Consider the following 14,354-nt stretch of genomic DNA (forward strand, 5'->3'; position numbering starts at 1 on the left):
GAAATGGGAAGGCAATCAGAATTGTTTTTGATTGTCTTTCGTTCTATAACATTGTAATTCTATTATTACAGGTTAAGTAGTTAGAATATTCAGAACAAAAAAGAGGAGACATTGTATATTTTGAAACGAATCACTTGATTTTGCATAGAGTGAATCGGTTATTTTTTAGGAACGTTGCAAAGAGAGAGGTGAGACGATGGATAATTTAGAGACAAAATCAAATATTGGAACACCATCTACTATAGATGGGAAGTTGAATCGTGGCTTAAGGCCACGACATATATCTATGATTGCAATTGGTACGGGATTATTTGTTGCAAGCGGTGCTACGATTAGTCAAGCGGGACCAGGAGGGGCATTTGTTGCGTACCTTGCTATTGGGTGTATGGTTTATTTTTTAATGACAAGTCTTGGTGAGATGGCAACATATCTTCCAACGTCAGGTTCATTTGAAACATACGGAACTCGGTTTGTTGATCCGGCATTTGGATTTACACTTGGTTGGAATTATTGGTTAAGCTGGGCTACAACCATTCCGGCTGAGTTGGCAGCAGGTGCGTTGGTTATGAAATATTGGTTGCTAGAATCCTCGGATGTTCTATGGGGGATGCTTTTTTTGGCACTTATATTTTTATTAAATGTACTGTCTGTTAGAGGGTATGGTGAATCGGAGTTTTGGTTTGCTGGTATTAAGGTCGTTACAATTATTCTATTTTTAGTGATCGGTATTTTCATGATACTTGGTATATTCTTTAGCCCGGCAGTAGGGTTTCATAATCTTACGATAGGTGAGGCTCCTTTCAAAGGAGGATTTTTGGCTATAGTTGGTGTTTTTATGATTGCAGGTTTCTCCTTCCAAGGTACAGAAATGGTTGGTATTGCTTCTGGTGAAAGTGAGGATCCAGAGCGGAATGTTCCTCGGGCAATTCGTAGTGTTTTTTGGAGGGTGTTAATTTTTTATGTGTTGGCTATAGCCGTAATAGGGATTATTATTCCATATACAGACCCGAGTCTTCTTAAATCGGATGTGGATCATATTTCTATTAGCCCATTTACTTTAGTTTTTCAAAAAGCTGGACTTGCATTTGCGGCATCATTAATGAATGCTGTCATTTTAACCTCTGTGCTTTCAGCTTGCAATTCTTCTATGTATGCTTCTACTCGCATGCTTTGGGCTCTTGCACAAGAAGGAAAAGCGCCTAAAATTTTGCGTAAGGTAAATAGAAGAGGGGTCCCTACCTATGCTTTGTATGCCAATATTATTTTTGGATTACTTGTCTTTTTATCATCATTCATTGGCGATGGCGTTGTTTATATATGGCTGCTTAATATGACGGGGTTAACGGGGTTTTTAACATGGATTGGAATCGCAATCTGTCATTATAGATTTCGTAAAGCATACGTGGCACAAGGGAGAAGCTTAAATGAACTAACATTTAAGGCGAAATGGTATCCCTTTGGTCCGTTGTTTACGTTAGTATTATGTATCATTGTTATTATTGGACAAGGAAGTGAAGTGGTTTCTGGAGGGGCGATTAACTGGTATGGAATGCTTGTATCGTATATTAGTGTACCGGTGTTTATTATTCTTTGGTTAGGTTATAAGTTTATTAAAAAGACGAAGGTTGTCCCGTTAAAAGAGTGTGACTTTAGCCGAGATGATTTGTGGAACAACCTCTAAATTGATTTTTAAGACAATAGAATATATGAATCTCATTTCTATTCATATTACGCATCCGCAGTTAGCGGGTGCATTTTTGTATGGTTGAATTATCATTATATATAGTTAGATAGAAAGATAGGAAAAATCATATCGTATGTTGAATGTTTCAAGGGGTTACAATCTGTTTGTATCTACATAAGCTCGTCTTTTCTCAAACTGTTTGCATTTTAATTCGTCAATCAACAATAGAAAAATAGAAATAACTAAAGTAAGCGCAGCGCCAATAAGTGGAAGTGCTTGATTATCTCATGGGTTATTTATAAATTGTAGGTGGGGAATATTTGACGCTTACTATTCAGTGTCTTTTTATATTTGATTTGTTGATAAACATTATGAAAAAACTGGTACAAGTTAATAGATGCAATAGGTAAGAGGATCCTAATGGGTTGAAGCGAGGGTTTTACCTATTGTCATCTGTTTTTGCTATAAAGTATTAGAAATCAATAGTATACTGGTATACCCATTTCAGGGAAATCGCGCATACCCATGCCAGAGAAACCGCCCATGCCCATACCAGGGAAACCGCCCATGCCCATACCGGGGAAACCACCCATGCCCATACCAGGGAAACCTATAATACGTTGAGAATCTAATGTCATGTTTTCACCTACTTTTTATAAATTCATATTCTTTTACATGCTATGCTTAAAGAGAATAAAAGAGCTTATTCTCCTTTTAAATTAGGCAAACTGGCTACTGAAACCGCCCGTTATGTGAACTAAGGAAGGCTAGTATGAAAAGAATTAAAAGCTTATGCTATTGACCTTGATGAATATTATGAGATTGTAGTCAGCTATAATAAAGAAAAGAGATAAAGAAACGGCCTGAATGTATACTGTTGTTGTTGAGAATATCAGTAAAATTGAGATGAGGTCAGTGTTTATTAGGATAGGAATATAAAAAAATATAATGAATTTTACATTCGAAAAAGGGAAAGAATCCTAAATGTTTAGGTTGTTTTTTAATAATCGTATAAGTGGAAAGTTTTTATTTTTTTAAGTCTGTTTCTCGTATTATTGTTGTATCTGTTATAAAGCCTGTATTCCATAATCAGTGTTATATGGAAATCATAAAGTTTATTGGTGATTTTATTTTTAATAATTAGAAAAAGCAACTAAATTTAGTTGCTTTTTTTGTGTAGGGAAGAGAACCACTGAATATAAACTTAAGACTCTTTCTCTTTTTTTAGTTTTCCTTTTTGCTTTGCCATTTCTCGAAGTAAATACTCGATGTGAGCGTTAACGCTACGAAATTCATCATTTGCCCATTTTTCGATGACTGCGTGTAATTCAGGATCAATACGTAATGGAAAGCTTTTCTTTTTGGCCATAATTACCTACAACCTTTAATATAGACTTCCTGTGTTAATAACTGGTTGTGCACCTTTATCTGAAACGATGGCAACCAATAAGTTGTTAACCATGTTCGCTTTACGCTCGTCATCTAAATCGAGTACGCCTTCTTCATCTAACATATGAATGGAATCTTTCGCCATTTTTACAGCACCTTCGACAATCTCTTTTCGTGCTGCTAAAACAGCTTTCGCTTGTTGACGCTGAAGCATTGCATGGGCAATCTCTGTTGCATAAGCTAAATGTGTTAAACGAGTTTCTAGTACCTCTACACCAGCAATATCTAAGCGCGCTTCTAATTCGCGTCTTAGTTCCTCAGAGATTTCTTCGGCATTTCCACGTAGTGTGATGCAATTGTCATCTTGAAAATTATCATACGGATATTTCGTTGCAACGTGGCGAATTGCTGTTTCACTTTGAATTTCTACGAATTCATCATAATGTTCAACCCCAAAAATCGCTTTTGCTGAATCGACAACTTTATAAACGATAACAGCTGCAATTTCAATCGGGTTCCCATCTACATCATTTACCTTTAGTTTTTTACTATTAAAGTTTTCAACGCGAAGAGAAACAGTTTGACGAAGTGCGAATGGAATTGTTAAAAATAATCCATTTTGACGGATTGTTCCTAAATAGTTCCCAAAAAACGTAATCACTTTTGCTTGATTTGGTTGGACAATCCCAATACCGGTGGCAAGAATAGCAGCTAAAATTAGACAAAGTACAGCTACTACAAATATTTCTTGTACGAGGCAAAATACACCGATACCGGATAAAGCTAAAAGACCAATAATACCTAGAAAACCATTTACATAAAACACTTGTTTTTCTCTCATACTAATCGCCTCCTTCTGATATAAAAATGATATCACTTTTATATCATCGAATGCAAGGGAGGAAAATCTTATTTTCTGAAAATAATAAAAAATCTTTCTTAGAAGAGTGGGAAATTAGTTTTTTAGGTATGCGGCGCGATACATCTCAAATTAATATATAGCTACAGTTATTTATCCCGCATTAACGGGCAGTAAGACCTCCACCTCAGAATCCAGTAAAAGCAAAGAGATTAGATGGGGGTCGGGCTAATAATCAGTGGGGGATGAAGAAAACCTCCACTGATTAAAGTTTCACTTTATTAAATTCTGAGGGTGTTGTAATTGATTCAATGCACAAAATGACTCATCAAAAAGTATTAGCCTCCGAAAGGCGAGGATTTATTGAAATGAATTCGAAGAACATTAAAAAAGATGCGAGAACTGGTTGAAAAAAGCGATCTTCTGCAATACAAGCCACAATGCGTTGAAATCTTAGATAGATGGGAGAAAGGTGATTTCACTCAAGCGGTTGAGGAGCATAATTTTTTTGGGAAATACAAGGCGGTAACACTGGTAAAGCCTACAAATTAACAAATCCAGAGCAAGAGAAAGAATTCATTCAAACACAAGGAAAGTAAAGAGCGAAAAAATCCGCTCTTTTTTTAGTGGAATCTCTTAGGGGAAATAAAACGAAAAGAACATTAGTTCTGTTTTGTGATAAAATAAAGAAGACTTAGCCGCCCACTGCAGCAGCTAAGTCTCTTTGAGAGCATCTTGCATCGTGACAAATGATTCAAAGCGGTTTCGCCAGGATTGCTTCTTCAATCGCTGACTCAATCTCTTTGTCAGAAGCATCATAACTTCCTTTTGATCCTGGTTTGTCAGGACTGGAAGTGTGACTTACTTCTTCTTGTTTAGCATGTCCTTTTTTATTAAAATCCATGCTAGGTATTTTTAAGGCACCCATGTTTATATATTTTCCAAATTTACATGCTTCAGTAATAGGACAGAAACGCAAGATTCCTTCTGCAATTTTCATTGCACCAAGCCACAGCAAAACCTTTGACCAAGTGCACCATGGTTTACGTGTGAGTTTAGCTGTGCTACAACTTAGTACAACTAAACCGAGTGTAATTCGGATTAGAGCATTCATTATGCCGATGTTTTGCTTCATCAAAGAAAACACTCCTTCTTCATCAGCTTAGAAATAGCAAACACTATTTCAGTTGTTATTATTCCACGTAAGTTTCGCGATATGTAATCCAACATTTGACGGTGAAAAAGATGTTGGATTGGACGTGTGTATAGGTGTCTTTTTTTGTTATAATGTAAGAATGCATAAAAGGAAGTTTAAAAAGTCCGGTCAAGATAACCTTCGCATTTCTTCGTTGCTTTGCCAGTCCGGTACTCATGTAGTATATAGCTACACTCCGTGTCCTCCTGGCTGCAGCGCCTCGAATAGCTCGGCTCTCTAGATCCTCCTTTTTGAACCAGCACATAAAGGTGAATAGACAAAAGAAAGGGTGTTTTCATGTACGATATTTCACAGTGGAAACATGTATTTAAGCTTGATCCGAATAAGGAATTAAGCGATGAACATTTAGAAATGATTTGTGAATCTGGAACAGACGCAGTGATTGTAGGCGGAAGTGACGGGGTAACAATTGATAATGTATTACACATGCTAGTAAGCATTCGTAGATATGCAGTTCCTTGTGTGTTAGAGGTTTCTGATCTTGAAGCTCTTACACCAGGGTTTGATTTTTATTACATTCCAAGTGTTTTAAACAGCTCAAAAGTGGAATGGATAACGGGAATTCATCATGAGGCATTGAAAGAATTCGGGGATATTATGAACTGGGATGAAATTTTCATGGAAGGATATTGTGTTTTAAATCCAGAAGCAAAAGTAGCTCAGCTTACAGAGGCGAAATGTGATTTAACAGAAGATGATGTGATTGCATATGCACGTATGGCAGACAAGCTTCTGAAGTTGCCGATTTTTTACTTAGAATATAGTGGTACTTACGGAGATATTGAACTCGTTAAAAATGTAAAAGCAGAATTACAACAAGCAAAGTTGTATTACGGCGGTGGAATTTCAAGTGCGAAAGAAGCAAAAGAAATTGCACAGTACGCTGATACAGTCGTTGTAGGAAATGTAATTTATGATGATATAAAGGCAGCTTTACAAACAGTAAAAGCTGTAAAAGGAGAGTAGGTGCAGGCACATATGAGTATAACTGATAAATTATTAAATGGTTTAAATCCTCAGCAACAAAAGGCAGTGCAAACAACAAACGGACCACTTCTATTAATGGCAGGTGCTGGTAGTGGTAAGACGCGTGTGCTAACACATCGCATCGCATACTTACTTGGTGAAAAAGGTGTAGCACCTTGGAATGTATTAGCAATTACTTTTACAAATAAAGCGGCTCGTGAAATGCGTGAACGTATCGATAAGCTTGTTGGCCCGGAAGCGGAAGATATTTGGATTTCTACGTTCCACTCAATGTGCGTACGTATTTTACGACGTGACATTGATCGTATCGGAATTAATCGTAACTTTACGATTTTAGATGCAAGTGATCAACTTACGGTTGTAAAAAAGATTATGAAAGAGCGTAATATTGATCCGAAAAAATTCGATCCACGTTCTATTTTATCTGGTATTAGTAATGCAAAGAATGAATTGTTATCTGCTGATAAATATGCAAAGCAAATTTCAATTGCGGATCCATTTGAAAAATTAACAAGCGATGTATATACAGAATATCAAAAACGTCTTTTGAAAAATAACTCATTAGATTTTGATGATTTAATTATGACGACGATCCATTTATTTGAACGTGTTCCAGAAGTATTGGAATTCTATCAGCGTAAGTTCCAATATATTCATGTGGATGAGTACCAAGATACGAATAGAGCCCAATACATTCTTGTAAATAAATTAGCTGCTCGCTTTAAAAACCTTTGTGTTGTTGGTGATTCTGACCAGTCCATTTATCGTTGGCGTGGGGCGGACATTTCTAACATTTTGTCATTTGAAAAAGACTACGAAAATGCACAGGTTATCTTGTTAGAGCAAAACTACCGTTCATCACAAAATATTTTAAATGCGGCTAATGCTGTAATTGAAAATAATTCAAATCGTAAACCGAAAAAATTATGGACAGACAATCAAATTGGAAGTAAGATTTCGTATTACCGTGCTGCAACGGAAAAGGATGAAGCATATTTTGTTGCAAAAAAAATTCGCGATGAAATTCAAATGGGAAATCGAAAATATACAGATTTTGCGGTTCTGTATCGTACGAACGCTCAGTCTCGTATGGTCGAGGAGATTTTCTTAAAGTCTAATATTCCATATAAAATTGTCGGCGGCATTAAGTTCTATGATCGTAAAGAGATTAAAGATATTTTGGCATACTTACGTTTAATTGCAAATCCAGATGATGAGATTAGCTTCGCACGTATTATTAACATGCCGAAGCGAGGAATCGGTGCCACGTCTATCGATAAAATTATTAACTACGGCGTACAAAATGGGATTTCATTAACGGCTGTAATGGATGAAATTGAACATGTCGGAGTAAGTGCAAAAATCACAAAAGCAGTAAAAGAATTTGCAAGTCAATTACACAACTGGGTAAACATGCAAGAATACTTATCTGTTACGGAACTAGTAGAAGAAGTGATTGAGAAAACGGGTTACCGCGATATGCTAAAGAATGAACGTTCTTTAGAAGCAGAAGGACGACTTGAAAACTTAGATGAGTTTTTATCTGTTACACAGACATTTGAATCGCAAAGTGAAGATAAGAGTCTTGTTGCTTTCTTAACAGATTTGGCACTTGTAGCAGATATTGATCGCGTGGATGAGGATCCAACTGCGGGTGAAGAAGTTATTTTAATGACGATGCACTCGGCAAAGGGACTTGAATTCCCAGTTGTCTTTATTATTGGACTAGAAGAAGGAGTGTTCCCGCATACTCGCTCTCTTATGGAAGAAGATGAAATGCAAGAGGAACGCCGTCTTGCTTATGTAGGTATTACTCGTGCGGAAGAAGAGTTATATTTATCAAATGCCCAAATGCGTACGTTATTCGGTAGAACAAATATGAATGCAGCATCTCGATTTATTTCAGAAATTCCTACGGAGTTGCTAGAACCATTAAATGAAACAGCGCCAAAGCGTGAGACATTTAGTGCAAAAGGAAGATCGGCTGGGGCAACAACGACAACACGTTCCCGCTCTGCATTTGTGCGTCCAACTGTGAAAACGACAGGAGGAGAGCAAATTGGCTGGGCTGTAGGTGATAAAGCGTCCCATCAAAAATGGGGTGTTGGTACAGTTGTAAGTGTGAAAGGTGAAGGAGATGCAAAAGAATTAGATATTGCATTCCCAAGTCCAATTGGCATTAAACGCTTATTAGCAAAATTTGCACCTGTAACGAAACAATAGAAAGGAGTAAGGATATGTCAAAAGAAGAGGCAAAGCAGCGTATAGAAGAACTTCGTGATATGTTAAATGCATTCAACTATCAATATCACGTATTAGACAATCCTTCTGTTTCTGATGCGGAATACGACCGTGATATGCAGGAGCTTATAAAATTAGAAGCAGAAAACCCAGAATTTTTAATAGAAGACTCTCCCACCGTTCGAGTTGGGGGAGCAGTGCTTGATATATTTGAAAAAGTAACGCACAAATCGCCGATGTTAAGTTTAGGAAATGCCTTTAATGAAGGAGATTTACGTGATTTTGATCGCAGAGTACGTCAAGGAATTGATGATTCAAATGTAAGATATATATGTGAACTAAAAATTGACGGTCTTGCTGTTTCCCTTCATTATGAAAAAGGACGCTTCGTTCAAGGCGCAACACGTGGCGATGGCGTAACTGGTGAAGATATTACGCAAAATTTAAAAACAATTAAAGCGATCCCTCTTCGTTTGAAAGAAGAAGTAACATTAGAAGCGCGCGGTGAAGCATATATGCCAAAGCGTTCATTTGTAAAATTAAACGATGAGAAAGAACAAAATGGCGAGGCAGTTTTTGCAAATCCACGTAATGCAGCAGCAGGATCACTTCGCCAGCTTGATCCAAAAATTGCTGCGAAGCGTAATTTGTCAATGTTTGTGTATGGCCTTGCTGATGTGAAAGAAAAGACGATTGCATCACATAGCGAATCATTAAACTTCTTAGGCGAGCTTGGGTTTAAAACGAATCCAAATCGCCGCACATGTGAAACAATTGAAGATGTAATCGCTTATGTAGAAGAATGGCAGGAAAAGCGCCCGAATCTTAATTATGAGATTGATGGAATCGTAATTAAAGTAGATGATGTGGCCTTGCAAGATAGTTTAGGAACAACAGCAAAGAGTCCACGCTGGGCAATTGCTTATAAGTTTCCGGCAGAAGAAGTTGTAACGAGATTAACAGGTATTGAACTGAGCGTGGGACGCACAGGGGTTGTGACACCGACGGCAGAACTAGAGCCAGTTCGAGTGGCAGGAACAATTGTCCGCCGTGCATCCCTACATAACGAGGATCAAATTCGTGAAAAAGATATTCGAATTGGTGACTACGTTATTGTGAAAAAGGCTGGAGACATTATTCCAGAAGTAGTTAATGTTATTTTCGATAAACGTACTGGTGAAGAAGAAGAGTATCATATGCCAACGCATTGTCCGGCTTGTGACAGTGAACTGGTTCGTTTAGAAGAAGAGGTAGCTCTGCGTTGTATTAATCCAGCATGTCCAGCGCAAATTCGTGAAGGATTGATTCATTTCGTTTCAAGAAATGCAATGAATATTGATGGGCTTGGAGAGCGTGTTATTACACAGCTCTTTGAAGCAGATTATATTCGGACATTCGCAGATTTGTATCCATTAACGCAAGAGCAATTGTTACAATTAGAGCGTTTTGGTGAGAAATCAGCATCTAAATTAGTACAAGCAATTGAAAATTCTAAGGAAAATTCGTTGGAGCGTCTATTATTTGGACTTGGTATTCGTCATGTCGGTGCAAAAGCGGCTCGCACGTTAGCTGAGCATTTTGAAACGATGGATCATCTTGTGAAAGCAACAGAAGAAGAGTTAAAAGAGATTAATGAAATTGGCGAGAAAATGGCCCAATCAATTGTAACGTACTTTGATAATGAAGACGTGCTAGAATTATTACAACAATTTAAAGAGTACGGTGTTAACATGACCTACAAAGGCATAAAACGTGCTGATTTACAAAATATTGCATCTTACTTCGCTGGAAAAACAATCGTTCTAACAGGGAAACTAGAAGTTATGGGGCGTAGCGAAGCGAAGAAAAAGATTGAAGAGCTAGGTGGAAAAGTAACAGGTAGTGTAAGTAAAAGTACTGATTTAGTCGTTGCTGGTGAAGCGGCAGGGTCAAAATTAGCACAAGCAGAGAAACATAATATTGAGGTTTGGAATGAAGAGAGGTTCTTACAAGAGCTGAATAAGTAAGAGGTGCAAACTTACCATGAAAAAAATAGCATTAGCGGTATTAAGCCTAGGTCTACTTCTAAGTGGATGTAGTACAGGTATAAAAAAAGAAGAAAAAGTTGTTGAAAAATCGGGTAAATCAAAAGAACAAGCGATTGTTCCGAAATATTCTATTTCTGAGGATTATTACAAAACAACGGTGCCATTTGATCCAGGTTCTGCACGTGGCTTAGTTGTACAAGGATTAAATAGCCGTCTGGATATAGATGAATTTGAAACAGGACTAATGCGTATTGCGAAAGAATCGTTTAGTACGAAGGATTATCTATTCAAAGGTGGTAGCTCTTTAGATAAAGAAACGGTTCAAATGCTTGTAAAGAGAAAGCGTACAGATGCGGAGCAAAAAGAGTTAGAAGAGAAACTGAAAAAAGACGCAGTGAAATTCCCTAATATTGGATTAAATCCGGCGTTACAAGAAGGTTCAGAATCATTAGAGGTTCGAAACAAAAAAACACCAATGTATCTTTCTAATATTTTAGAGCACGATTATTATGTACGAAAAGGTGAAAAAGAAGTTGAACTTGGTGGAGTTGTTATTGGTTTAGCAATGAATTCGGTTCATTATTATACTGAGGAACATGGGTATCCACGTGAGGTGGAAATTTCAGAAAAAGAAATGTTAGATCAAGGTAAGTCTATGGCACAAGAAATTTTAACATTATTGCAAAAGAAAGATCCAAAATTAAAAAATATTCCCATTACATTTGCGATTTATCGCCAAGGATCAAAATCGACACTTGTACCAGGAAAATTTGTATCTTATGCTCAAATAGATAAAGGCAGTGACAAAGTAGGAGATTGGAAAGCAATTAATGAAAAATATTACTTGTTCCCTTCTGAATCAGCTAAAACGGATGTGCGTGAAGATTACGCAATTGTAGAAAACTTTAAAGCAAAACTGAGTGAGTTTTTCAAAGGTGACTACACAGCTATTGTTGGTACAGGATTTTATAAAGATGATCAATTAAAAGAAATGAAACTTGAAATCCCTGTTCAGTTTAATGGAAAAGCAGAAGTGATTGGATTTACACAATTTGTTGCTGGACAAGTTATGCAATACTTCCCGAATTATGTGAAAGTACAGGTGACAATTAAATCTGTTGAACGACCAGAAGCGATTATTATTCGTGAGGCGAAGCAGGATGAACCATTTGTGAAAATTTTAGATTAAGAAAAAAGCTGTTCCTTTCTGGAACGGCTTTTTTTCTTCTGTAATTTTGTTATAATTTCTAATGTTGTGAACAAAAAGGGGTAAGGAGAAAAGACATGGATGAGTTAAGCTTACAGATTATTGTATTACTCGTTGCTTTTGGTTTTTTGGCTGCATTTATTGATTCAGTTGTTGGAGGAGGAGGGCTCATTTCACTTCCAGCACTTATGTTTGTGGGCTTATCGCCTGCATCGGCAATTGCAACAAATAAGCTGGCTGCAACGATGGGGACTTTTACAAGTGCTATTTATTTTATTCGTTCAGGAAAGGTTAATTTTCGTATAGTAGGAAAATTAATCCCATTAACTATTGTGGGTGCGATAGCTGGAGCTTTAGTTGTGAAATTTATTCCACCCGATATTTTACGGCCGCTTGTACTTATTATGTTGGTATTTATTGCAATTTATATTATTGTAAAAAAAGATTGGGGAAGTGCGTCCACTTATAAAAAGATGACGAAAGGAAAAGCATTAATGTTTTTCTTTGTTATTTTAAGTTTAGGATTTTATGATGGATTTTTTGGTCCCGGGACAGGTTCATTTCTAATTTTTGCATTTTTATTAATTGGTTTGGACTTTATTCAAGCTGCTGCATCTGGAAAACTTTTGAATTTCGTTAGTAACATTGTATCTTTAATCACATTTCTATTTTTAGATGTCATTCATTTTGAATACGGTATTATTATGGGGTTATCAATGATTTTAGGGGCTTATCTAGGATCAAAGTTTGCAGTACAAAAAGGTGTTGGATATGTGCGGACTTTATTTTTATTGGTGACAATTTTATTAATTGGGAAAAATGTTTTGGAATATGTTCATATTATTTAGCTTCATACATAACGTATGAAGCTTTTCTTTTTTATTATATTTTAAAAATTAATTAATTTTTAAAATATAAGTCTAGGAATATTTGAATAAATCTAAATTATCGTGTAGAATAATGTTGTAAAATGTAAACGTTTTTCTAAGGGGAGGCTAAAAAGAATGGTAGTAGCATACAAGCATGAGCCATTTACAGATTTTTCAGTAGAGGCTAACAAGTTAGCGTTTGAAGAAGGTTTAAAGAAAGTAGAATCTTATCTTGGACAAGACTATCCATTAATTATCGGGGGAGAAAAGATCACTACAGACGAGAAAATCGTTTCTGTAAACCCTGCAAATAAAGAAGAAGTTGTGGGCAGTGTTTCAAAAGCAAGCCGTGAATTAGCTGAAAAAGCAATGCAAGTGGCGGATGAAACATTCCAAACTTGGAGAAAGTCAAAACCAGAAATGCGTGCAGACATTTTATTCCGTGCTGCAGCAATTGTTCGTCGTAGAAAGCATGAGTTCTCTGCTATTCTTGTAAAAGAAGCAGGTAAACCATGGAATGAGGCAGATGCTGATACAGCAGAAGCAATCGACTTTATGGAATATTATGGTCGTCAAATGTTAAAATTAAAAGACGGTATTCCAGTAGAAAGCCGTCCAATTGAATATAATCGTTTCTCTTACATTCCATTAGGAGTAGGTGTTATCATTTCTCCTTGGAACTTCCCATTCGCAATTATGGCAGGTATGACAACAGCTGCAGTAGTTTCTGGTAACACAGTATTACTAAAACCAGCTAGTACAACACCTGTAGTGGCAGCGAAATTTATGGAAGTATTAGAAGAAGCAGGCTTACCGGCAGGCGTTGTAAACTTCATCCCTGGTAGCGGATCTGAAGTTGGTGACTACTTAGTAGACCACCCTCGTACACGTTTCATTAGCTTCACTGGATCACGCGATGTAGGTATTCGTATTTACGAACGCGCAGCAAAAGTAAATCCAGGCCAAATTTGGTTAAAACGTGTTATCGCTGAAATGGGCGGTAAAGATACAATCGTTGTTGATAAAGAAGCAGATCTTGAATTAGCTGCTAAGTCTATCGTTGCATCTGCATTTGGATTCTCAGGACAAAAATGTTCTGCTTGTTCTCGTGCAGTAATCCATGAAGATGTATACGATCATGTATTAAACCGTGCTATTGAATTAACGAAAGAATTAACTGTAGGTAACCCAGCTGAAAAAGACATGAACATGGGACCAGTTAATGACCAAGCTGCATTTGATAAAGTAATGAGCTATGTTGCAATTGGTAAAGAAGAAGGTAAAGTAGTAGCAGGTGGCGAAGGAGACGACTCTAAAGGCTGGTTCATCCAACCAACAATCGTTGCTGACGTTGCAGAAGACGCTCGTTTAATGAAAGAAGAAATCTTCGGACCAGTAGTAGCATTCTGTAAAGCGAAAGACTTTGATCACGCGCTTGCAATTGCAAATAATACAGAATACGGTTTAACAGGAGCTGTTGTTTCTAATAACCGTGAACATATCGAAAAAGCACGTGAAGACTTCCACGTTGGTAATTTATACTTCAACCGTGGATGTACTGGTGCAATCGTAGGTTACCAACCATTTGGTGGTTTTAACATGTCTGGTACAGACTCTAAAGCTGGTGGACCTGACTATATCGCACTTCACATGCAAGGAAAAACTACTTCTGAAACTTTATAAGAAATAGATGAAAAGGCCTTCCTGTAATAGGGAAGGCCTTTTTCATGTAAGAAAGATTCTGATTGGAAAACTGCTACCTTGCTTAAATACAATATAAAAGAGTGAAAAGAAACAAAAGCACCAGAAAAATTGATTCATTCGTCATATTTTTCTGTATTAATTTTTTGAATTTCCTGTATAATACAATTTGAA

13 protein-coding genes are annotated in these 14,354 nt (G+C 36.9%); 9 read left to right on the plus strand and 4 right to left on the minus strand.

What is annotated here, in order from left to right; genetic code table 11:
* Positions 1–196: 196 nt before the first annotated feature.
* Positions 197–1,681, plus strand: coding sequence for an amino acid permease (locus tag JDS96_RS02240; protein ID WP_199665855.1), 1,485 nt, complete (start codon positions 197–199; stop codon positions 1,679–1,681).
* A gap of 482 nt (positions 1,682–2,163) precedes the next feature.
* On the opposite strand, the gene JDS96_RS02245 is transcribed toward JDS96_RS02240, so the two are convergent.
* The 3 genes from JDS96_RS02245 to JDS96_RS02255 all read right to left on the minus strand — a co-directional run bounded on the left by JDS96_RS02245 (position 2,164) and on the right by JDS96_RS02255 (position 3,914).
* Positions 2,164–2,322, minus strand: coding sequence for a hypothetical protein (locus JDS96_RS02245; RefSeq protein ID WP_199665856.1), 159 nt, complete (start codon positions 2,320–2,322; stop codon positions 2,164–2,166).
* 566 nt (positions 2,323–2,888) lie between these two features.
* Positions 2,889–3,053 carry a type II toxin-antitoxin system antitoxin gene (locus tag JDS96_RS02250; protein WP_003194620.1) on the minus strand — a complete coding sequence of 55 codons (165 nt, stop codon included), beginning with the start codon at positions 3,051–3,053 and terminating at the stop codon, positions 2,889–2,891.
* A 15-nt stretch (positions 3,054–3,068) separates the two neighbouring features.
* The gene (locus JDS96_RS02255; protein ID WP_199665857.1) at positions 3,069–3,914 is read right to left on the minus strand and encodes an SPFH domain-containing protein; all 846 of its coding nucleotides are present in this window, start codon (positions 3,912–3,914) and stop codon (positions 3,069–3,071) included.
* Between the two features lie 338 nt (positions 3,915–4,252).
* On the opposite strand from JDS96_RS02255, the gene JDS96_RS32775 reads away from it, so the two are divergent.
* Together JDS96_RS32775 and JDS96_RS31835 are read left to right on the plus strand one after the other, a co-directional pair.
* On the plus strand, positions 4,253–4,342 hold the full coding sequence (locus tag JDS96_RS32775) for a hypothetical protein (protein ID WP_274605926.1): 90 nt from the start codon (positions 4,253–4,255) through the stop codon (positions 4,340–4,342).
* Entirely contained in the window at positions 4,326–4,484 is a 159-nt protein-coding gene (locus tag JDS96_RS31835) for a DUF6241 domain-containing protein (RefSeq protein ID WP_274605922.1), read from the plus strand. Before JDS96_RS32775 ends, JDS96_RS31835 begins: the two co-directional genes overlap by 17 nt.
* Positions 4,485–4,686: 202 nt before the next feature.
* Here JDS96_RS31835 and JDS96_RS02260 read toward each other — a convergent pair whose 3' ends face one another.
* Positions 4,687–5,067 (minus strand): YgaP family membrane protein, encoded by a 381-nt coding sequence (locus tag JDS96_RS02260; RefSeq protein ID WP_018766479.1) that lies wholly within the window; start codon positions 5,065–5,067, stop codon positions 4,687–4,689.
* A 357-nt stretch (positions 5,068–5,424) separates the two neighbouring features.
* On the opposite strand from JDS96_RS02260, the gene pcrB reads away from it, so the two are divergent.
* From pcrB to pruA, 6 genes are all read left to right on the plus strand, one after another.
* Positions 5,425–6,114, plus strand: a complete 690-nt coding sequence (pcrB, locus tag JDS96_RS02265) for a heptaprenylglyceryl phosphate synthase (protein WP_003205693.1) — start codon at positions 5,425–5,427, stop codon at positions 6,112–6,114.
* 12 nt (positions 6,115–6,126) lie between these two features.
* Positions 6,127–8,358: a DNA helicase PcrA gene (gene pcrA / locus JDS96_RS02270; RefSeq protein WP_029427567.1), complete on the plus strand. Its 2,232-nt coding sequence runs from the start codon at positions 6,127–6,129 to the stop codon at positions 8,356–8,358.
* 14 nt (positions 8,359–8,372) lie between these two features.
* Positions 8,373–10,382, plus strand: coding sequence for an NAD-dependent DNA ligase LigA (gene ligA / locus JDS96_RS02275; RefSeq protein WP_199665858.1), 2,010 nt, complete (start codon positions 8,373–8,375; stop codon positions 10,380–10,382).
* A 16-nt stretch (positions 10,383–10,398) separates the two neighbouring features.
* The gene (locus tag JDS96_RS02280; RefSeq protein WP_003194633.1) at positions 10,399–11,592 is read left to right on the plus strand and encodes a CamS family sex pheromone protein; all 1,194 of its coding nucleotides are present in this window, start codon (positions 10,399–10,401) and stop codon (positions 11,590–11,592) included.
* A gap of 95 nt (positions 11,593–11,687) precedes the next feature.
* Positions 11,688–12,458: a TSUP family transporter gene (locus JDS96_RS02285; protein WP_003194634.1), complete on the plus strand. Its 771-nt coding sequence runs from the start codon at positions 11,688–11,690 to the stop codon at positions 12,456–12,458.
* A gap of 156 nt (positions 12,459–12,614) precedes the next feature.
* Positions 12,615–14,162, plus strand: a complete 1,548-nt coding sequence (pruA, locus tag JDS96_RS02290) for an L-glutamate gamma-semialdehyde dehydrogenase (protein WP_003205687.1) — start codon at positions 12,615–12,617, stop codon at positions 14,160–14,162.
* The last annotated feature ends 192 nt before the right edge of the window (positions 14,163–14,354 follow it).

This window comes from Bacillus cereus group sp. N21 (genome assembly GCF_016483395.1).
In the GTDB taxonomy this organism is placed as follows: Bacteria; Bacillota; Bacilli; order Bacillales; family Bacillaceae_G; genus Bacillus_A; species Bacillus_A pseudomycoides.

What these genes read in the sequence shown, in the direction of transcription:
- JDS96_RS02240 (WP_199665855.1), top strand. Translation starts at nt 197, where the DNA reads ATGGATAATTTAGAGACAAAATCAAATATTGGAACACCATCTACTATA.
- JDS96_RS02245 (WP_199665856.1), bottom strand. Translation starts at nt 2,322, where the DNA reads ATGACATTAGATTCTCAACGTATTATAGGTTTCCCTGGTATGGGCATG.
- JDS96_RS02250 (WP_003194620.1), bottom strand. Translation starts at nt 3,053, where the DNA reads ATGGCCAAAAAGAAAAGCTTTCCATTACGTATTGATCCTGAATTACAC.
- JDS96_RS02255 (WP_199665857.1), bottom strand. Translation starts at nt 3,914, where the DNA reads ATGAGAGAAAAACAAGTGTTTTATGTAAATGGTTTTCTAGGTATTATT.
- JDS96_RS32775 (WP_274605926.1), top strand. Translation starts at nt 4,253, where the DNA reads ATGACTCATCAAAAAGTATTAGCCTCCGAAAGGCGAGGATTTATTGAA.
- JDS96_RS31835 (WP_274605922.1), top strand. Translation starts at nt 4,326, where the DNA reads ATGCGAGAACTGGTTGAAAAAAGCGATCTTCTGCAATACAAGCCACAA.
- JDS96_RS02260 (WP_018766479.1), bottom strand. Translation starts at nt 5,067, where the DNA reads ATGAAGCAAAACATCGGCATAATGAATGCTCTAATCCGAATTACACTC.
- pcrB (WP_003205693.1), top strand. Translation starts at nt 5,425, where the DNA reads ATGTACGATATTTCACAGTGGAAACATGTATTTAAGCTTGATCCGAAT.
- pcrA (WP_029427567.1), top strand. Translation starts at nt 6,127, where the DNA reads ATGAGTATAACTGATAAATTATTAAATGGTTTAAATCCTCAGCAACAA.
- ligA (WP_199665858.1), top strand. Translation starts at nt 8,373, where the DNA reads ATGTCAAAAGAAGAGGCAAAGCAGCGTATAGAAGAACTTCGTGATATG.
- JDS96_RS02280 (WP_003194633.1), top strand. Translation starts at nt 10,399, where the DNA reads ATGAAAAAAATAGCATTAGCGGTATTAAGCCTAGGTCTACTTCTAAGT.
- JDS96_RS02285 (WP_003194634.1), top strand. Translation starts at nt 11,688, where the DNA reads ATGGATGAGTTAAGCTTACAGATTATTGTATTACTCGTTGCTTTTGGT.
- pruA (WP_003205687.1), top strand. Translation starts at nt 12,615, where the DNA reads ATGGTAGTAGCATACAAGCATGAGCCATTTACAGATTTTTCAGTAGAG.